The sequence below is a fragment of the Streptomyces sp. NPDC047079 genome (assembly GCF_040643755.1).
Lineage (GTDB): Bacteria > Actinomycetota > Actinomycetes > Streptomycetales > Streptomycetaceae > Streptomyces.
Genome location: NZ_JBEYUZ010000009.1, coordinates 65,537 through 85,466 on the forward strand (window position 1 = coordinate 65,537; position 19,930 = coordinate 85,466).

Here is a 19,930-nt window from a genome sequence, read left to right on the forward strand (position 1 = left end):
GCCATGACGGACAAGAACAGCATCATCCGGCTCACCGCCGCGGAGACCGCCGAGAAGATCGCCTCCGGCGAGCTGACCGCCGTCGAGGTCACCGAGGCCCACCTGGCCCGTATCGAGGCCGTCGACGAGAAGGTGCACGCCTTCCTGCACGTCGACCGCGAGGGTGCGCTGGCGCAGGCCCGCGCCGTGGACGAGAAGCGCGAGCGCGGTGAGAAGCTCGGCCCGCTGGCCGGCGTGCCGCTCGCGCTGAAGGACATCTTCACCACCAAGGGCGTGCCCACCACCGTAGGCTCCAAGATCCTCGAGGGCTGGATCCCGCCGTACGACGCGACGCTCACCAGGAAGCTGAAGGACGCCGACGTCATCATCCTCGGCAAGACCAACATGGACGAGTTCGCCATGGGGTCCAGCACCGAGAACAGCGCTTACGGGCCGACCGGCAACCCCTGGGACCTCACCCGTATCCCCGGCGGCTCCGGCGGCGGGTCCAGCGCCGCGCTCGCCTCCTTCCAGGCCCCGCTGGCCATCGGCACGGACACCGGCGGCTCCATCCGCCAGCCGGCGGCCGTCACCGGCACGGTCGGCGTCAAGCCGACCTACGGCGGTGTCTCCCGTTACGGCATGGTCGCCTTCTCCAGCTCCCTCGACCAGGGCGGTCCCTGCGCCCGTACGGTCCTGGACGCCGCTCTCCTGCACGAGGTCATCGGCGGCCACGACCCGCTCGACTCCACCTCCATCGACGCCCCGGTACCGCCGGTCGTGGAGGCCGCGCGCAACGGCAGCGTGGCGGGCATGCGCATCGGCGTGGTCAAGCAGTTCCGCGGCGAGGGCTACCAGGCCGGTGTGGTGCAGCGCTTCGACGAGGCCGTCGACCTCCTGAAGGAGCTGGGCGCCGAGATCGTGGAGCTGGACTGCCCGTCCTTCGACCTGGCGCTGGCCGCGTACTACCTGATCGCCCCGAGCGAGTGCTCCAGCAACCTCGCCCGCTTCGACGGCCTGCGCTACGGCCTGCGTGTCGGCGACGACGGCACGCACTCGGCCGAGGAGGTCACCTCCCTCACCCGTGAGGCGGGCTTCGGCCCCGAGGTGAAGCGCCGGATCATGCTGGGCACCTACGCCCTCAGCTCCGGCTACTACGACGCGTACTACGGCTCCGCGCAGAAGGTCCGTACGCTCATCACCCGCGACTTCGAGAAGTCGTTCGAGCAGGTCGATGTGATGGTGTCGCCGACGACCCCCACCACCGCCTTCCCGATCGGCGAGCGTGCCGACGACCCGATGGCGATGTACCTGGCGGACCTGTGCACCATCCCGGTCAACCTGGCCGGCAACGCCGCCATGTCGCTGCCCTGCGGTCTCGCCCCGGAGGACAACCTCCCGGTCGGCCTCCAGATCATCGCCCCGGCGCTGAAGGACGACCGGCTGTACAAGGTCGGCGCCGCCGTCGAGGCCGCCTTCGTGGAAAAGTGGGGGCACCCGCTTCTCGAGGAGGCTCCGTCGCTGTGAGTAAGGCACTGTCCAAGGCCAAGGGCTTCAAGAAGTCCAAGTCCGGTATGTACCTGTCCATGGCCACCACCGCGTTCGGCGCGATCAGTGTCGCGAAGCAGGCCAAGAAGGCCCGCGTCGAGAACGACACACTGCGCCTGATCGACGCGGCCGTGTCCGCCGCCGCCATCGTCACCGGCCTCGCGATCCTCTACCGCGAGCTGAAGCGGCTGGGCGACGACGACGTCCTGCTGGGCTGAGAGGGAAGTTTCACCGTGACCACCACGACCGACCTGGTGTCGTACGAGGACGCGCTGGCGTCGTACGACCCCGTCATGGGCCTCGAGGTCCATGTCGAACTCGGCACGAAGACCAAGATGTTCTGCGGCTGCTCCACGGCGCTCGGCGCCGAGCCGAACTCGCAGACCTGCCCCACCTGTCTCGGCCTGCCCGGCTCCCTCCCGGTCGTCAACGCGACCGGGGTGGAGTCCGCGGTCAGGATCGGTCTCGCGCTCAACTGCGAGATCGCCGAGTGGTGCCGCTTCGCCCGGAAGAACTACTTCTATCCGGACATGCCGAAGAACTTCCAGACCTCCCAGTACGACGAGCCGATCGCCTTCAACGGCTACCTCGACGTACAGCTGGAGGACGGCGAGACCTTCCGCGTGGAGATCGAACGCGCCCACATGGAGGAGGACACCGGCAAGTCGACGCACGTCGGCGGCGCCACCGGCCGTATCCACGGCGCGTCCCACTCCCTGCTGGACTACAACCGCGCCGGCATCCCGCTGATCGAGATCGTCACCAAGCCGATCGTCGGCGCCGGTGAGCGCGCCCCCGAGGTGGCGAAGGCATACGTCCGCGAGCTGCGCGAGCTCATCCGGGCGCTCGGCGTCTCCGAGGCCCGGATGGAGATGGGCCAGATGCGCTGTGACGTGAACCTGTCGCTGATGCCGAAGGGCGCGGACAGGTTCGGCACCCGGTCCGAGACGAAGAACGTCAACTCGCTGCGGTCCGTCGAGCGCGCGGCCCGGTACGAGATCCAGCGGCACGCCGCCGTGCTCGACGGCGGTGGCACGATCATCCAGGAGACCCGCCACTTCCACGAGGACACGGGCACGACGACCTCGGGCCGGACCAAGGAGGAGGCCGAGGACTACCGGTACTTCCCCGAGCCGGACCTGGTGCCCGTCGCGCCCCCGCGCGAGTGGGTGGAGGAACTGCGCGCCTCGTTGCCGGAGCTGCCGCTCGTGCGCCGCAGCCGGCTGCTGGAGGAGTGGGGGATCTCCGCGACCGACATGCAGGCGATCCTCAACGCCGGTGCCCTGGACCTGATCGTCGCCACCATCGAGGCGGGCGCCGACTCGGCCTCCGCCCGCAAGTGGTGGATGGGTGAACTCGCCCGTCACGCGAACGAGTCCGGCAAGGCCCTGGACGACCTGCCGATCACGCCCGAGCAGGTGGCCCGCGTCGCCAAGCTGGTCGCCGCCGGAGACCTGAACGACAAGCTGGCCCGCCAGGTCATCGAGGGCGTCCTCGCGGGCGAGGGCACCCCGGACGAGGTCGTCGAGAAGCGCGGTCTGAAGGTCGTCTCCGACGAGGGCGCGCTGACCGCCGCCGTCGACGAGGCCATCGCCGGCAACCCCGCCATCGCGGACAAGATCCGCGGCGGCAAGGTGGCCGCGGCCGGTGCCCTGGTCGGCGCGGTCATGAAGGCCACCCGCGGCCAGGCCGACGCCGCCCGCGTCAAGGAGCTGATCCTGCAGAAGCTGGGCGTCGGCGAGGGCTGAGAAACAACCGCGGGCTGTAACGACCGCGGGCTGGGAAACAACCGCAGAACAGTCCACAGGGGCGGTCCGTCGACAGACGGACCGCCCCTGGCGCTTATCCAAACTTTATAGAGCAAGGGGGGCGATCCGTTTGTTCCTGTGAGTTGAGTCGCACTCCTGTGACTAACCCCACGAAAGCGACAAACGATCTCTTTCGGCTGCCACAGTGTTGGTTAATCCCCATTCGTTCTTTGCGGACTGTTCAGTTCCCTAAGTGGCTGTTCCCGGTCAAAGATCCACGAACCACCTCCAGGGAGCACGTCTGTGGCAGCCCTCGCACGCTGGTGTGTACGCCACCGCCTCCTCACCGTCCTGCTCTGGCTGATCGCCTTCGCCGGCGTCACCGCTGCCGCCACCGCCACGGGGTCCGTGTACTCGAACAACTACGACGCCCCCGGCACCGAGGCCGGCCGCGCCACCCAGTTGCTCCAGGACGGCTTCCCCGGTCTCGGCGGCGACAGCGACAGCGTCGTATGGCGCACCAGCCCCGGCAGTGTGCGCGCCACCGACGTCGAGCAGACGATGACCCGCACCCTGGACCGGATCGCGAACCTGCCCGGCGTCGCCTCCGTCACCAACCCCTACGAGGGCAGCCACAGCGCCCAGATCAGCGGGGACGGCCGCACCGCATACGCCACGGTCACCTTCGACCAGCCGAGTGAGAACATCAGCAAGGGCGAGGCCAAGGCGGTCGTCGACACCGCCAAGGCCGCCGGCACCACCGGCCTCCAGGTGGAACTGGGCGGCAGCGCCGTCGGGCTCACCCAGCCACAGGGCGGTCATCTCGCCGAGGCCGTCGGCGTGGCCGTCGCGGCCGTGGTCCTCTTCCTCGTCTTCGGCTCGCTGGCCGCCTCCCTGCTGCCCATCGCGACCGCTCTGATCGGCGTCGGTACCGCCTACTCCGGCATCGGCCTGCTGGGCCACGCCATGACCATCGCCGACTTCGCGCCCATGCTCGGCCTGCTGATCGGGCTCGGCGTAGGCATCGACTACGCGCTGTTCATCGTGACCCGGCACCGCCGGAGCCTGAAGCGCGGCATCCCGGTGACGGACGCCGCCGTGGGCGCCGTCGCCACCACCGGACGGGCCGTCGTCTTCGCGGGCGCGACCGTGTGCATCGCGCTGCTCGGCATGCTGGTCCTGCGTCTCGGCTTCCTCAACGGCGTCGCCCTCGCCGCCTGTCTGACCGTCCTCCTCACCGTCGCGGCCTCCGTGACGCTGCTGCCGGCCCTGCTGTCCTTCATAGGGCCGCGCGCCCTCAGCAGGCGCGACCGGCGCCGGCTGCACGAGCACGGGCCGGAACTCGAGGTGCCGACCGGGCTCGCCGCCCGCTGGTCCGCGTTCGTCGAACGCCACCCCAAGAAGCTCGGAGCCGTCGCGCTGGCCGTGATGGCCCTGCTCGCGCTGCCCACGCTCTCCCTCCACCTCGGCACCTCCGACCAGGGCAACGACCCGAGGTCGTCGACCACCCGGCAGGCGTACGACCTGCTCGCCGACGGATTCGGACCGGGCGTCAACGGCCCGCTCACCCTGGTCACGCACGTCGGTGGCGCAGAGGACAGGCTCGCGCTCGACAACCTCGACAGCACACTCGCGGCCACCCAGGGCGTCGCGTCGGTGACCCCGGTGACCTACAACAGCGGCGGCGACACGGCCTACCTCACCGTCGTGCCGCAGTCCTCCCCGCAGTCCCAGAAGACCAGCGACCTCGTGCACCGGCTGCGCGAGGAGGTGCTGCCGCGCGCCCAGCAGGGCACCACGCTCGACGTGTCCGTGGGCGGCGTGACGGCGGCGTACGACGACTTCGCCGGGGTGATCGTCGGCAAGCTGCCGCTGTTCGTGGGCGTGGTGATCAGCCTTGGCTGCGGGCTGCTCCTGCTCGCCTTCCGCTCCTTCGGCATCCCGCTGAAGGCCGCCGCGATGAACCTCGCCGCCGTCGCCTCCGCGTTCGGCGTGGTCGTCGCGATCTTCCAGTGGGGCTGGGGGAGTGAGCTGCTGGGCCTCGGCCGCGCCGGGCCCATCGAGCCGTTCCTCCCCGTGATCATGGTCTCGGTGCTCTTCGGCCTCTCCATGGACTACCAGGTGTTCCTGGTCAGCCGTATGTACGAGGAGTGGCTGGAGACCCGCGACAACCGGCGGGCCGTGCGCGTCGGGCTCGCCGAGACCAGCCGGGTGATCAACTCGGCGGCCGTCATCATGATCTCCGTCTTCCTCGCCTTCGTGGCCGGCGGGGACCGCGTGATCGCCATGTTCGGCGTCGCGCTGGCCTCGGCCGTCGCCCTGGACGCTTTCGTCCTGCGCACCCTTCTCGTCCCCGCCCTGATGCACCTGCTCGGCGCCGCCAACTGGTGGCTGCCGTCCTGGCTGGACCGCCGGCTGCCGCGCATCTGCATCGAACCGCCGGAGTGCCGTGCGACGATGCCGGAACAGCGCATCGACGACGATGCGCTGGAGGGCCTACTGGCGAAGGAGCGGCGGCAGGATGTACGGGATATCCCTGGGTGACGACGGGGCCGAGCTGCGCCCCCTGGAACCCTGGCACGCCGAGGAGTTCCTGGCGCACCTCGACCGCGGCCGCGAGTTCGTCACCCAGCACATCCCGTTCGGGGCGAACGCCACGGACGTCGCCTCCGCCCGGGCCGTCCTCCAGTCGTACGCCGACAAGCGTGCCGCCGACACCGGCAGCCTGCACGGGCTGTGGCTGGAGGGGAAGCTGGTCGGCGGGCTGCTGTTCCGGGACTTCGACGCCGCCGGCGGCAACTGCGAGGTCGGCTGCTGGCTCGAGCCCGCCGCGACCGGGCGCGGGCTCGTGACACGTGGCATGCGGGTGCTCATCGATTGGGCGGTCGAGGAGCGTGGTATCCACCGTGTGGAGTGGTACGCGTCCTCCGCCAACGTACCGAGCATCAAGGCGGCGCGGCGGCTGGGCATGAGCAGGGACGGCGTACTGCGCGAGAGCTACCTGTACCGCGGTGTGCGCCAGGACACCGAGGTGTGGTCGGTGCTCGCGCCCGAGTGGCGGGCGGCACGCGTGCACGTCGCCCGCGACGATCATTAAGAGAGCTCTCAGAGAGCGTCCGTACGGTGCGAGGCATGGGAACCAAGACAATTGACGAGGCCGGGGCCGCAACCGGCACCGAGGCGACCAACGGCGAGGAGGAGGTGGAGGCCATCGACGGCGAGGAGACGGCCGGGCAGGCCGAGAGCGAGGACCGGCCCAAGGAGACCGCACCCGAGGGGCCGTCCGGGGTAGGCCAGGGAGCTGCCGCGGTCGTCGCGGCCGGGCTCGGCATCGTCTCCCTCACCGGGAGCTGGGTCTCCACGGTGGCCTCCGCGCGCGAGACCCTCGTGGGCCAGCTGCGGACCTCGTCGTCGGCGAGCGTCGCCCAGCAGATCAAGGAGGTGTACGGCAACGCCTGGCACGCCACCGCGCTGTGGGGCGGCCTGTTCGCGCTGGCCGCGCTGATCGTGGGTGTCGTCGTCCTGGCCCGCCCGGCGTTCGGGACGCCCGGGAAGCCGCAGGCCCCTTGGATCAAGTCCATCGCCTGGGGCGGTGTCGCCCTGGGCGTCATCGGGCTGTGCCTGGCCGTCCTCAAGTACACCGACATCCTGCTCGGACTGCCCTCCGCCGGCTGACTCCGCGCAGCTCCCGCCAGGGCCCTGAGCCTTCCGCCGCACCCGTGCGGAAGGCCCGGGGCCCTTTTGCGCGTTCCAGGGGGCGGCCGCCCGCGGCGACCGTGGCGGTTTCCGTCGCGATGACCGCCGCGACGACCGCGGCCGGCAAGCGCGGGACGAGGAAGACGCCCCGGGAAGCGGGGGCACATGGAGGCCGGGTCCCGGAACCGGCACCCGCGACCGGCTCCCTGGACTGGCTCCCGCCGATCATCCCGGCAGCCGCCCGGCCCGAACGGGGCGGGCGCCCTACGACACCTCCAGCTCCAGGATCCGGTCGTCGGTCTTCGACGGCTCGCCCCGGCCGTCCGTGTTGCTCGTCGTCAGCCACAGTCTGTTGCCGCCGGCCGCGACCACGGTGCGCAGACGGCCGTAGCCCCCCTGCAGAAAGGCCTGCGGGGGACCGGACGCCTCCGTGCCCTTCAGCGGCACGCGCCACAGCCGCTGTCCGCGCAGGCCCGCCATCCACAGGGAGCCCTCGGCGTAGGCGATCCCGCTCGGGGAGGCCACATCGGTGTGCCACTGGGCGAGCGGGTTGTGGTACTTGGGGTCGGTGGACTTCCCCTCGGCCTCAGGCCAGCCGTAGTTGTCGCCCGGCTTGATCGCGTTCACCTCGTCCCAGATGTTCTGGCCGAACTCCGCGGCGAACAGCCGCAGTCTGGCGTCCCAGGCCAGGCCCTGGACATTGCGGTGGCCCAAGGAGTACACGGCCGAGTTGCCGAAGGGATTGCCGGGGGCGGGCTCGCCGTCCGGCGTCATGCGCAGGATCTTGCCGCCCAGAGAGGCCCGGTCCTGTGCCAGCCCCCGCTCCCCGGACTCACCCGTGCCCGCGTACAGCATGCCGTCCGGCCCGAACGCGATCCTGCCGCCGTTGTGGATCATCCCCTTCGGAATGCCCTTGAAGACCGTGTCCGGGGCGCCCAGCTGCGCGCCCGCCGGCTTCCGCGGGTCGTACAGCATGCGCACGATGCGGTTGTCGGAGTCGGTCGTCAGATAGGCGTAGACCAGGTGGTCCGAGGCGTAGCCGGGGGAGAGGGCGATGCCCAGCAGACCGCCCTCGCCGGCGGGCGAGACACCGGGCACCGCGCCCAGCTCGGTCCGCTTCCCGGTCTTCTCGTCGATCCGTGTGATCGTCCCGTCGTCCCGGGAGGAGACCAGCAGCCCGCCCCCGGGCAGCGGGGCGAGGCCCCAGGGGGTCTTCAGTTTCCCGGCGACCGTCCGCACCACGCGGACGGATCCCTTCGCCGGAGGTGTCCGCTCCCCCGTCTGCCCGGGCACGGACGCGCCCGGTGCCGTACCACCGGGGGAGGTGTTCCCGCCGCCGGGTGCCGTGACCTCGGTCCCGGAGGAGCAGCCCGCCGCCAGCAGGAGCGCGGCCGCGGCCGACACGGCCGTCACAGCTCGACGTCTCACGATCCAGGTCCCTTCGACGCGGGGCTTCTTCCCTACCTACGCTGCGACACGCCCCAGGGTTCCCCGACGCCCGGGGAATCGGCCGATCGGACCAGCCCCGCGACGACCGCGGACCGGCCACGACCTCGACGGTGTGTCCGGCGGCTGTGGCGGGCCGGTCCTGCGACGCCGCCGGTGTGTCCGGCGGCTGTGGCGGGCCGGCGACCGCCGCCGCCTCAGTCCCACGACCTCTGCGCCGCCGGCAGGGCCGCGAGTTCCGTCAGGTCCTGTGGGGTCAGGCGCAGGCCGGGTGCGCCCGCGTTCTCCGTCACCCACCGCTCCCGTTTGGCACCCGGCACCGGGACCACGTGCCGTCCCTGTGCCAGTACCCACGCCAGGGCCACCAGGGCGGGCGTGACGTCCTCGCCGTGGCGGTGCGCCACCCGCCTCAGGCCGGCCACGATCGGCTGGTTGGCCGCCATCACCTCGGCGGTGAAGCGGGGATGCCGGGCGCGCAGATCGTCCGGCTCGAAGCCCTCGCCCGGCGTCAGCGTGCCGGTCAGGAAACCGTTGCCCAGCGGCATCGCGGCGAGGAAACCGACCCCGCGCACCGCGCACCAGGGCACCAGCGCGTCCAGGGCCTCCGCCGACCACACCGACAGCTCGGCCTCCACGGCGCTCACCGGGAACACCTGCTGCACCCGCTCCAGCTGCCGGATCGTGCCGGCGTACAGCCCCGCCCCGGTGCGCCGGCCACCCCGCACACCCACCGCGCACAGCCCGAGCGCTCGTACCTTCCCCGCCCGCACCAGCTCCGCCATGGCACCCCAGGTCTCCTCGACGGGCACCTCCGGGTCGGCACGGTGCAGTTGGTACAGGTCGATCACGTCCGTCTGCAACCGCCGCAGCGAGGCGTCGCAGGCCCGTCTCACATAGCCCGGGCGGCCATTGGCCACGATGTGCTGCTCGCCCACCAGCAGACCGACCTTGGTCGACACGAACGCCTCGGCACGCCGCTCCTTGAGCACCCGCCCCACCAGCAGCTCATTGGTGAACGGGCCGTACATGTCGGCCGTGTCGAGCAGGGTCATCCCCAGGTCGAGCGCCCGGTGCACCGTCCGCAGCGACTCGTCGCCCCGCTGCCGCGATCCGGAGTACGCCCAGCTCATCGGCATGCACCCGAGTCCCACGGCCCCCACTTCGAGCGTTGCCGCGCCGATCGTCCTGCGCTCCACCTGGCCGTGCCCTCCCTTTCCTGGCACCCCAAACTAACCAATGCGACACGGGGTCCTTCGCATAGCCTCCTGACCATGACTGTCGACGTATGGCTTCCGTTCCGCACCGACGAGATAAGCGACCTCCCCGAGGGCTTCCGGTACCGCTTCTGGGACGGCGGCCAGGAGTTTCCCGCGGATCCCGCCGACTGCGCGTTCTACGTGGTGCCCTACATGAAGAGCAGCGAGGTCGCGGTGCGCCCGATGGCCGCCATGACGTCCGTGAAGGTCGTGCAGACGCTCTCCGCCGGCGTCGACCACGTCGAACCGGGCCTGCCGCTGCTGCCCGACGGGGTGCAGCTGTGCAACGCGCGCGGGGTGCACGACGCCAGCACCGCCGAACTCGCGCTGGCTCTCATCCTCGCCTCGCTGCGGGGCATCCCCGACTTCGTCCGGGGACAGGACCGCGAGGAGTGGCGCTCCGGTTTCCGCCCCGCGCTCGCCGACAAGTCCGTCCTCATCGTCGGATACGGGTCCGTCGGCGCCGCCATCGAGGAACGGCTCGCGCCCTTTGAGCTCGCGCGGGTGGCGCGCGTCGCGCGCCACGAGCGTGAGTCGACGCGCGGTCCTGTGCATCCTCTCAACCGATTGTCGGAACTTCTCCCCGACGCCGATGTGGTGGTGCTCGTCACGCCGCTCACGGAGGAGACGAAAGGCCTGGTCGACGAGGGGTTCCTGGCTCGGATGAAGGACGGGGCGCTGCTTGTCAACGTCGCGCGCGGTGGCGTCGTCGACACCAAGGCGCTCTTGGGTGAGCTGGAGAGGGGCCGCATCACGGCCGCCCTCGACGTCACCGACCCCGAGCCGCTGCCCGAGGGACACCCGTTGTGGCATGCGCCGGGCGTGCTGATAAGTCCTCATGTGGGCGGTGCCACCTCGGCGTTCCGGCCGCGCGCCGAACGCCTCCTGAGCGCCCAGCTGAACCGTTTCGCGCAGGGAGAACCGATGGCGAACGTGATCTTGACAACCGGCGTCGGATAGCCGGTGCGCCGGGGTGGCGAGAGCGCCGGCGAGGGGTGCGCGGGCGGCCCGGGAGCGTATGTTTCACGCCATCGCCGGCGCCCGCGCATGTGCCTCCCGGCGGGGCGCACCACCGGCGCGCGTGTCGAACGCGGTTGACTCCCCGTCCGCTTCCAGTACGCTCCGCATTCCCTCGTACGCGGTACGTACGCACATCCTCGCTGGTCGTCACTGAGCGTAGAGAAGCTATGTCCCTGAGTGACGAAACTGGTGTATCGTCCCCGACAGGGGCTGCGCCGCGCACCGTTCGGCGCCGGGGACGGAATTTTCAGACATGCGAGGGGGGCGACGGGCGATGCACGGCCTATGGACGAACGATCCGACGCGGCGGAGTCGCGGGCTGCGACCCTGGCGAGCGGCGACGCGCAGACGCGGCCACAGCGGACACGGCGGTCATCATCATCACCACCGCCGGCCCGGCGGCCGCAAGAGGCATGCGCACCCAGCGCACCCAGCGCACCGGGACCAGAGGGACCCGGCGGCGCCCCGGACCGGGAGGATCCGGTGAGCTCCCCCGGAGCACTGCCGGCCCGCCGCCCGGCCCCAGGGGGCCCGAGGGGCTTGGTTCCGCAACTGGTCCTGGTCCTGGTCTGCGCGGGATACGCCGTCGGTTCCGCGCTCGACTGGGGCTGCCGGAGCGTCGCGCTCTTCATGGGCGACTTCGGGCTGAGCATCGCGGCGGGCACCGCGTCGGTCTCCTGCTTTGTCTACGCCCGTCGCAGCCGCAGCCGCTTTCGACCCGCCTGGCTGCTGTTCGCGCTCTCCTCCGCCATGGCCGCGCTGGGCAACGGAGTCTGGGGCTGGTACGAGGTGGTCCTCGACCGCCCCGTCCCCTCGCCCAGCAGCGCCGACTTCTTCTTCCTCTGCTTCGCTCCTCCCGCCATCGTAGGACTGCTCGTGCTCGCCAAAAGGCCCGTCACCAAGGCGGGTTGGGTATGCCTCGCGCTCGACGCGTGGCTGATCGGCGGCTCACTGCTCACCCTGTCGTGGAGCCTAGCGCTCGCCCAGGCGGCCAGGTTCGACGGGCCGAGCGTCGCGCACGCCGCGCTGTCGCTCGCCTATCCCCTGCTGGACATCGCCCTGATCAGCATGGTGGTCGCGCTCCACTTCCGGCGCTCGGCGGTCAACCGCTCGGCGGTCAACACCGCCGTCGGCGCGCTCGCCCTGACCGTGATGTGCGACGCCCTGTTCACCTCGCCGCTGCTGCACAACAGCTACCACTCGGGCCAACTGCTCGACGCCGGCTGGTTCTCCGGCTCACTGCTCCTCGCGTACGCCCCGTGGATCGGCACCCGGCACGGACTGCCGCGCGGCCACGCGCACGCGCGCGTGGTGCACGAACACGTCCTGGACCGGCGGCCGGGCTCCGCGCGAGCGGGCCGGCGGCAGGGGCAGGCGCTCGTGATCCCGCAGCAGGCGGGGCACGCGCCCGTACGGCAGCCGGGCCAGGACCGCTACCCGGCGGGGATCCCCCGGGGATCCGAGCGCGACCGGTACCCGGCGACGCGCCCGATCTCCGGATCGCTGGCCGCGCTCACGCCCTACCTGGCCGCCGCCGTCTGCACCCTGGGGATCCTCTACAACGTCCTCAACGGCCACAGCGTCGACCGCGTGGTGCTCATCACCGCCGGTGCGGTGGTGCTCGCGCTCGTCGTCCGCCAGGGCATCATGCTGCTCGACAACATCACCCTCACCCAGGAACTCGCGCAGAAGGAGAACCACTTCCGCTCCCTGGTGCAGGGCTCCAGCGACGTCATCATGATCGCCGCGCCCAGCGGCATCCTCCGGTACGTCTCCCCGGCCGCCGCGGGTGTCTACGGACGCCCCGCCGAGGAACTCGTCGGCACCGAGCTCGCCGCGCTCATCCACCCGGAGGACCTGGGCTGCGTGGTGCACGAGGTGCGCCGCTTCCTGGCCACGAGCCACCTCGAGGAACCCACCACCCGTATCGAGTGCCGCTTCAGGTCCGGCGACGGCGACTGGCTCAACGTGGAGTCCACCGTCAACCGCCACGAGGGCGGCCTGATCTTCAACAGCCGGGACGTGACCGAACGCGTGCGCCTTCAGGCACAGTTGCAGCACAACGCCGAGCACGACCCGCTCACCGACCTGCCGAACCGCGCCCTGTTCACCAAGCGGGTCCAGCAGGCGCTCTCCGGCCGCCGCGCCTCCGACCGCGGCGCCGCCCTTCGGAACACGGCGGTCCTCTTCATCGACCTCGACGGCTTCAAGGCGGTCAACGACACCATCGGGCACCAGGCCGGCGACGAACTGCTCGTCCAGGCTGCCCGCAGACTCCAGGACTCGGTACGGCAGGGGGACACCGCCGCCCGGCTGGGCGGTGACGAGTTCGCGGCCCTCATCGTCGGCGACGGCACCCGTGACCGCACCGCCCACGAGGGACACATCCTGGAACTCGCCGACCGCCTGCGGGCCACCCTCTCGCAGCCGTACGACATCGACGGCAACGATGTCCGGGTAGCCGCGTCCATCGGTGTGGCCTTCGCGGAGCCGCACCTCGGCGCGGGCGAACTGCTGCGCAACGCCGACCTCGCCATGTACCGCGCCAAGGCCGCCGGCAAGGGCCGCGTCGAGCTGTACGCGCCCCAGATGCAGCAGGACGTCGTACAGAAGACGGAGCTGGCCACCCGGCTGCGGGCCGCACTGCACGACGGCGAGTTCACCCTGCTGCACCAGCCGGTCGTATCGCTTCAGGACGGCCGTATCGCATCCGTCAGCGCGCAGGCACGCTGGCGCTCCTCCCAGGGCGTGCTCTTCACCCCCGCGGAGTTCCTGCGTGTCTCCGAGGACAGCGACAAGGCGGCCGAGCTCGGCCGCTGGCTGCTGGAGGAGGCCGTCGAGCAGGCCGCCGAGCGCAACGGGAACGGGCTCGCCGTGCCCGTCGTCGTCCGGATGAGCGCCCGTCGCCTCCTGGACCGCTCCCTGCCCCTCGGCTCCGTGGAGGCCCTGCTGACCCGGCACGGGCTGGCCTCGGGTGCCCTGGTCATCGAGCTGTCCGACATCGACCCGAAGATCTCCCTGGACGAGCTGGAACGCAGACTCGGCGCGCTGCGCAGGATCGGCGTCAGGATCGCCCTGGGCGGCCTCGGCAGCGGCAACGCGGCGATCACGGCGCTGCGCCGGCTCCCCGTCGACGTACTGAAACTCGACCGGGGCCTGGTCGAGGGGGTCGTCGAGTCCGCACGCCTGCACAAGATCACCAGCGGGCTGCTGCGTATCGCCACGGATCTCGGTCTCCAGTCGGTCGCCGATGGCGTGGATCTGCCCGAACAGGTCGTCGCCCTGCGTGCGATGGGCTGTACGCACGGGCAGGGGATGGCATTCTCGGGACCGCTGGACGAGTACCGGCTGTGCCGGGCGCTCACGTCCGGCCACTGCCCGGTGCCGCACGGCTCGGCGGAGCCGGCGCCGGCCTTCGCGGTCGGGGGAGCGGCGCTGTACACCCGCGGTGTGCCTGCCGTTTTCGGCGGTGGGAACGCCCTACGCTCACATAATGAGACTCCCGTCCCACCCACTTGACAGTCATGGCGTGCCGGGGGGAGGGTCAGTGCCATGCGCACCCGAATTCTCGTACTTGGACAGCGCGTCGGCTGAGCTGGGACCCACCGGAAATGAACCGGAACACCCAGCGACCGCACCCGGCGCGCTCCCCTCGCTTGCCTACCGGCACGAGGGGTTTTTTGTTGCACACGCACCAGTCGAACACCGCCCGAACCTCGCAAAAACCCTCAGCATCGAGAAGAGAATGCCGATGACCGAGCAGGCCACCGGGGCCCCTCACCCGCAGCCCCGGCCCCGATCCGGAGGACACCAGTCCGCGCCCGAGCACGTCACGGGTGCGCAGTCCCTCATCCGCTCTCTCGAGGAGGTCGGCGCCGAGACGGTATTCGGCATTCCCGGCGGTGCGATCCTTCCGGCGTACGACCCGCTGATGGACTCCCGGCGGGTGCGGCACGTGCTGGTGCGGCACGAGCAGGGCGCGGGCCACGCGGCCACCGGCTACGCGCAGGCCACCGGCAAGGTCGGCGTGTGCATGGCGACCTCGGGGCCCGGCGCCACCAACCTGGTCACCCCCATCGCGGACGCCCACATGGACTCGGTGCCGCTGGTCGCGATCACCGGCCAGGTCGCCTCCAAGTCCATCGGCACCGACGCCTTCCAGGAAGCGGACATCGTCGGCATCACCATGCCGATCACCAAACACAACTTCCTGGTGACCAAGGCCGAGGACATCCCCCGGACGATCGCGGAGGCGTTCCACATCGCCTCCACCGGCCGCCCGGGCCCGGTCCTCGTCGACATCGCCAAGGACGCCCTTCAGGCGCGGACCACCTTCAGCTGGCCGCCCGTCACGGACCTGCCCGGCTACCGCCCGGTGACCAAGCCGCACGCCAAGCAGATCCGCGAGGCCGCCAAGCTGATCACCTCCGCGAAGCGGCCCGTCCTCTACGTCGGCGGCGGCGTCCTGAAGGCCAAGGCCACCGCGGAGCTGAAGGTCCTCGCGGAACTCACCGGAGCGCCCGTCACCACCACCCTGATGGCGCTCGGCGCCTTCCCCGACAGCCACCCGCTGCACGTGGGGATGCCGGGCATGCACGGTGCGGTCACCGCCGTCACCGCGCTGCAGAAGGCCGACCTGATCGTCGCCCTCGGAGCCCGCTTCGACGACCGCGTCACCGGCAAGCTGGACAGCTTCGCCCCGCACGCCAAGATCGTCCACGCCGATATCGACCCGGCCGAGATCGGCAAGAACCGGGCCGCCGACGTGCCGATCGTCGGTGACGCCCGGGAGGTCATCGCCGACCTGATCCAGGCCGTCCAGAAGGAGCACGGCGAGGGCCACCGGGGCGAATACTCCGCCTGGTGGAAGGATCTGAACCGCTGGCGGGAGACCTACCCCCTCGGCTACGACCTGCCGGAGGACGGCTCGCTGTCCCCGCAGCAGGTCATCGAACGCATCGGGCAGCTCGCCCCGGAGGGCACGATCTTCGCGGCGGGCGTCGGCCAGCACCAGATGTGGTCCGCGCACTTCATCGAGTACGACAGGCCCGCCACCTGGCTGAACTCCGGCGGCGCCGGGACGATGGGCTACGCGGTCCCGGCCGCGATGGGCGCGAAGGCCGGTGTCCCGGACCGTACGGTCTGGGCCATCGACGGCGACGGCTGCTTCCAGATGACCAATCAGGAGCTGACCACCTGCGCCCTGAACAACATCCCGATCAAGGTCGCCGTCATCAACAACGGTGCCCTCGGGATGGTCCGCCAGTGGCAGACCCTCTTCTACAACCAGCGGTACTCCAACACCGTGCTGCACTCCGGACCGGGCGCCGAGCCCAAGGGACCGAGCGCCGGCACGCGCGTGCCCGACTTCGTGAAGCTGTCGGAGGCCATGGGTTGCTACGCGATCCGCTGCGAGTCCGCGGATGACCTCGACAAGGTCATCGAAGAGGCCAACTCGGTCAACGACCGCCCGGTGGTCGTCGACTTCATCGTCCACGAGGACGCGATGGTGTGGCCGATGGTCGCCGCCGGCACCTCCAACGACGAGATCATGGCCGCCCGGGACGTCCGCCCCGACTTCGGCGACAACGAAGACGACTGAGAGAGAGCTGAGTGAGAACCATGTCCAAGCACACCCTCTCGGTCCTCGTCGAGAACACGCCCGGCATCCTCGCCCGGATCGCGGCCCTGTTCTCCCGCCGCGGCTTCAACATCGACTCACTGGCGGTCGGTGTCACCGAGCACCCCGACATCTCCCGCATCACCATCGTGGTGAATGTCGAGGACCTGCCGCTCGAACAGGTCACCAAGCAGCTCAACAAGCTCGTCAACGTCCTGAAGATCGTCGAACTGGAGCCGTCCCAGGCCGTTCAGCGGGAACTCGTTCTGGTGAAGGTGCGCGCCGACAACGAGACGCGCTCCCAGATCGTCGAGATCGTCCAGCTGTTCCGCGCCAAGACGGTGGACGTCTCCCCGGAGGCCGTCACCGTCGAGGCCACCGGCAGCAGCGACAAGCTGTCCGCCATGCTGAAGATGCTGGAGCCGTACGGCATCAAGGAGCTGGTCCAGTCCGGCACGATCGCGATCGGCCGCGGTGCCCGTTCGATCACGGACCGGTCGCTGCGCGCCCTCGACCGGTCCGCCTAGGACACCCGGGATCATTCCCCCACGACCGGAAACGGGCGGACGGCAGGCCGCCGGCCGCCCGTATGCCGAGACCCCGACACTTCCCTTCTCCCCGCCGTCATACGGTGGGACGCACCATCCGTACACAAGGAGAGAACCCAAAGTGGCCGAGCTGTTCTACGACGCTGACGCCGACCTGTCCATCATCCAGGGCCGCAAGGTCGCGGTCATCGGCTACGGCAGCCAGGGCCACGCCCACGCGCTGTCGCTGCGTGACTCGGGTGTCGACGTGCGGGTCGGTCTGCACGAGGGCTCCAAGTCCAAGACGAAGGCCGAGGAGCAGGGCCTGCGCGTGGTGACCCCGGCCGAGGCCGCCGCCGAGGCCGACGTCATCATGATCCTGGTCCCGGACCCGATCCAGGCCCAGGTCTACGAGGAGTCCATCGCTCCCAACCTGAAGGACGGCGACGCGCTGTTCTTCGGCCACGGCTTCAACATCCGTTTCGGCTTCATCAAGCCCCCGGCCGGCGTGGACGTCTGCATGGTCGCCCCGAAGGGCCCGGGCCACCTGGTGCGCCGCCAGTACGAGGAGGGCCGCGGCGTTCCCTGCATCGTGGCCGTCGAGCAGGACGCCACCGGCAACGCCTTCGCGCTGGCCCTCTCCTACGCCAAGGGCATCGGCGGCACCCGCGCCGGTGTCATCAAGACGACCTTCACCGAGGAGACCGAGACCGACCTGTTCGGCGAGCAGGCCGTGCTGTGCGGCGGCACCTCCGCCCTGGTGAAGGCCGGTTTCGAGACCCTGGTCGAGGCGGGCTACCAGCCGGAGATCGCCTACTTCGAGTGCCTGCACGAGCTGAAGCTGATCGTCGACCTGATGTACGAGGGCGGCCTGGAGAAGATGCGCTGGTCGGTCTCCGAGACCGCCGAGTGGGGCGACTACGTCACCGGCCCCCGCATCATCACCGACGCCACCAAGGCCGAGATGAAGAAGGTCCTCGCCGAGATCCAGGACGGCACCTTCGCCCGTAACTGGATGGACGAGTACCACGGCGGTCTGAAGAAGTACAACGAGTACAAGCAGCAGGACTCCCAGCACCTGCTGGAGACCACCGGCAAGGAGCTGCGCAAGCTCATGAGCTGGGTGAACGAGGAGGCGTAAGCCCCACGGCCGAGGGGCCGGAGCAATCCGCTCCGGCCCCTTCGCCGAACTCGGGGTAACGTCTGGAAGAGGCGTTGTCCACCCCGTCCAGCCACGGACGGGTGATCCTTCCGCAGCGGCGTAATACGACGCGTGCGGCGCCACTAGACTGCTGCACAACGATCGCGTTCAGGCCCACAGCGTCGTGCGTCTTCCACGCGGATAGCACCCCTCCACCGCCTGCGGCCGTCGGGACGGCCGTCCGCATTGGACATGTGAGGACTCACGTGAGCTCGTACCCCAGTCGAAAAGCCACGGTACTCATCGCTGAAGAGCTGTCGCCCGCGACCGTCGACGCACTCGGCCCGGATTTCGAGATCCGGCACTGCAACGGCGCGGACCGTGCGGAGCTGCTGTCGGCGATCGCCGACGTCGACGCGATCCTGATCCGCTCGGCGACGAAGGTCGACGCCGAGGCCGTCGCCGCCGCGCGCAAGCTGAAGGTCGTCGCACGAGCCGGCGTCGGCCTCGACAACGTGGACGTCTCCGCCGCCACCAAGGCCGGCGTGATGGTCGTCAACGCGCCCACCTCGAACATCGTGACCGCCGCCGAGCTGGCCTGCGGTCTGATCGTCTCCACCGCCCGCAACATTCCGCAGGCGAATGCCGCGCTGAAGAACGGCGAGTGGAAGCGCAGCAAGTACACGGGCGTCGAGCTCGCCGAGAAGACGCTCGGCGTGGTCGGCCTCGGCCGGATCGGCGCGCTGGTCGCGCAGCGCATGTCCGCGTTCGGTATGAAGGTCGTCGCCTACGACCCCTACGTCCAGCCCGCCCGGGCCGCGCAGATGGGCGTCAAGGTGCTGTCCCTGGACGAGCTGCTCGAGGTCTCCGACTTCATCACCGTCCACCTGCCGAAGACCCCCGAGACCCTCGGTCTCATCGGCGACGAGGCACTGCACAAGGTCAAGCCGAGCGTCCGTATCGTCAACGCCGCGCGCGGCGGGATCGTCGACGAGGAGGCGCTGTACTCGGCGCTGAAGGAGGGCCGAGTCGCGGGCGCGGGCCTGGACGTGTACGCGAAGGAGCCGTGCACGGACTCGCCGCTGTTCGAGCTGGACCAGGTCGTGTGCACCCCGCACCTGGGCGCTTCGACGGACGAGGCCCAGGAGAAGGCGGGCATCGCGGTCGCCAAGTCGGTGCGCCTCGCGCTCGCCGGCGAGCTGGTGCCCGACGCGGTGAACGTGCAGGGCGGTGTCATCGCCGAGGACGTCAAGCCGGGTCTGCCGCTCGCCGAGAAGCTGGGCCGCATCTTCACCGCGCTCGCGGGCGAGGTCGCCGTCCGGCTCGACGTCGAGGTGTACGGCGAGATCACCCAGCACGATGTGAAGGTGCTCGAACTGTCCGCGCTCAAGGGCGTGTTCGAGGACGTCGTGGCCGAGACGGTCTCGTACGTCAACGCTCCGCTCTTCGCCCAGGAGCGTGGTGTCGAGGTACGCCTGACCACCAGCTCGGAGGCCACCGACCACCGCAACGTGGTCACCGTGCGCGGCACGCTCGCGGACGGTGAGGAGGTGTCGGTGTCCGGCACGCTGGCCGGCCCGAAGCACCACCAGAAGATCGTGGCGGTGGGCGACTACGACGTGGACCTGGCGCTCGCGGACCACATGGTCGTGCTGCGCTACACCGACCGCCCGGGTGTGGTCGGCACGCTGGGCCGCATCCTCGGCGAGGCCGGCATCAACATCGCGGGCATGCAGGTCGCCCGTGACATCGCGGGCGGCGAGGCCCTCGCGGTCCTCACGGTCGACGACACGGTGCCGCAGAACGTCCTGACGGAGGTGGCCGAGGAGATCGGTGCCACCTCCGCGCGCTCGGTGAACCTGGTCTGAGGTCGCCGTCTCCGGGGGCGCCGCCCCCCGGCCCCCCCGTTCGCCCCGAACGGGCTCGTCCTCGAACGCCGGACGGGCTGG

Annotated in this window: 14 protein-coding genes; 12 read left to right on the forward strand and 2 right to left on the reverse strand. The window is 70.5% G+C overall.

Features of this window, described 5'->3' with window-relative positions:
- The first annotated feature begins 3 nt into the window (after positions 1-3).
- From gatA to ABZ823_RS14760, 6 genes are all read left to right on the forward strand, one after another.
- Positions 4-1,506, forward strand: a complete 1,503-nt coding sequence (gene gatA, locus ABZ823_RS14735) for an Asp-tRNA(Asn)/Glu-tRNA(Gln) amidotransferase subunit GatA (RefSeq protein WP_361658903.1) — start codon at positions 4-6, stop codon at positions 1,504-1,506.
- Entirely contained in the window at positions 1,503-1,745 is a 243-nt protein-coding gene (locus ABZ823_RS14740) for a hypothetical protein (protein WP_234514867.1), read from the forward strand. Before gatA ends, ABZ823_RS14740 begins: the two co-directional genes overlap by 4 nt.
- A gap of 15 nt (positions 1,746-1,760) precedes the next feature.
- Entirely contained in the window at positions 1,761-3,275 is a 1,515-nt protein-coding gene (gene gatB / locus ABZ823_RS14745; RefSeq protein WP_361658908.1) for an Asp-tRNA(Asn)/Glu-tRNA(Gln) amidotransferase subunit GatB, read from the forward strand.
- A 303-nt stretch (positions 3,276-3,578) separates the two neighbouring features.
- Positions 3,579-5,819, forward strand: coding sequence for an MMPL family transporter (locus ABZ823_RS14750; protein WP_361658912.1), 2,241 nt, complete (start codon positions 3,579-3,581; stop codon positions 5,817-5,819).
- Entirely contained in the window at positions 5,797-6,372 is a 576-nt protein-coding gene (locus ABZ823_RS14755; RefSeq protein ID WP_361658915.1) for a GNAT family protein, read from the forward strand. The genes ABZ823_RS14750 and ABZ823_RS14755 overlap by 23 nt, the downstream gene beginning before the upstream one ends.
- Positions 6,373-6,407: 35 nt before the next feature.
- A complete protein-coding gene (locus tag ABZ823_RS14760) occupies positions 6,408-6,950 on the forward strand; it encodes a hypothetical protein (RefSeq protein ID WP_361658918.1) in 543 nt (180 codons plus the stop codon).
- A 285-nt stretch (positions 6,951-7,235) separates the two neighbouring features.
- Here the strand turns inward: ABZ823_RS14760 and ABZ823_RS14765 are convergent, their stop codons facing one another.
- Both ABZ823_RS14765 and ABZ823_RS14770 read right to left on the reverse strand, forming a co-directional pair.
- Positions 7,236-8,399: a PQQ-dependent sugar dehydrogenase gene (locus ABZ823_RS14765; RefSeq protein ID WP_361658921.1), complete on the reverse strand. Its 1,164-nt coding sequence runs from the start codon at positions 8,397-8,399 to the stop codon at positions 7,236-7,238.
- Positions 8,400-8,614: 215 nt separating this feature from the next.
- Positions 8,615-9,613 carry an aldo/keto reductase gene (locus ABZ823_RS14770; protein WP_361658924.1) on the reverse strand — a complete coding sequence of 333 codons (999 nt, stop codon included), beginning with the start codon at positions 9,611-9,613 and terminating at the stop codon, positions 8,615-8,617.
- 75 nt (positions 9,614-9,688) lie between these two features.
- Between ABZ823_RS14770 and ABZ823_RS14775 the strand changes: the two genes are divergently transcribed.
- The 6 genes from ABZ823_RS14775 (at position 9,689) to serA (ending at position 19,849) form a co-directional block, all read left to right on the forward strand.
- Positions 9,689-10,633, forward strand: coding sequence for a 2-hydroxyacid dehydrogenase (locus ABZ823_RS14775; RefSeq protein ID WP_361658927.1), 945 nt, complete (start codon positions 9,689-9,691; stop codon positions 10,631-10,633).
- A gap of 345 nt (positions 10,634-10,978) precedes the next feature.
- Positions 10,979-14,212 (forward strand): EAL domain-containing protein, encoded by a 3,234-nt coding sequence (locus ABZ823_RS14780; RefSeq protein WP_361658930.1) that lies wholly within the window; start codon positions 10,979-10,981, stop codon positions 14,210-14,212.
- A 226-nt stretch (positions 14,213-14,438) separates the two neighbouring features.
- Entirely contained in the window at positions 14,439-16,295 is a 1,857-nt protein-coding gene (locus ABZ823_RS14785) for an acetolactate synthase large subunit (RefSeq protein ID WP_361658933.1), read from the forward strand.
- 20 nt (positions 16,296-16,315) lie between these two features.
- Positions 16,316-16,840 (forward strand): acetolactate synthase small subunit, encoded by a 525-nt coding sequence (gene ilvN, locus ABZ823_RS14790; protein WP_332885233.1) that lies wholly within the window; start codon positions 16,316-16,318, stop codon positions 16,838-16,840.
- Positions 16,841-16,982: 142 nt separating this feature from the next.
- Positions 16,983-17,981 carry a ketol-acid reductoisomerase gene (gene ilvC / locus ABZ823_RS14795; RefSeq protein ID WP_361658936.1) on the forward strand — a complete coding sequence of 333 codons (999 nt, stop codon included), beginning with the start codon at positions 16,983-16,985 and terminating at the stop codon, positions 17,979-17,981.
- 266 nt (positions 17,982-18,247) lie between these two features.
- Positions 18,248-19,849: a phosphoglycerate dehydrogenase gene (serA, locus tag ABZ823_RS14800; RefSeq protein ID WP_361658939.1), complete on the forward strand. Its 1,602-nt coding sequence runs from the start codon at positions 18,248-18,250 to the stop codon at positions 19,847-19,849.
- Positions 19,850-19,930: the final 81 nt, after the last annotated feature.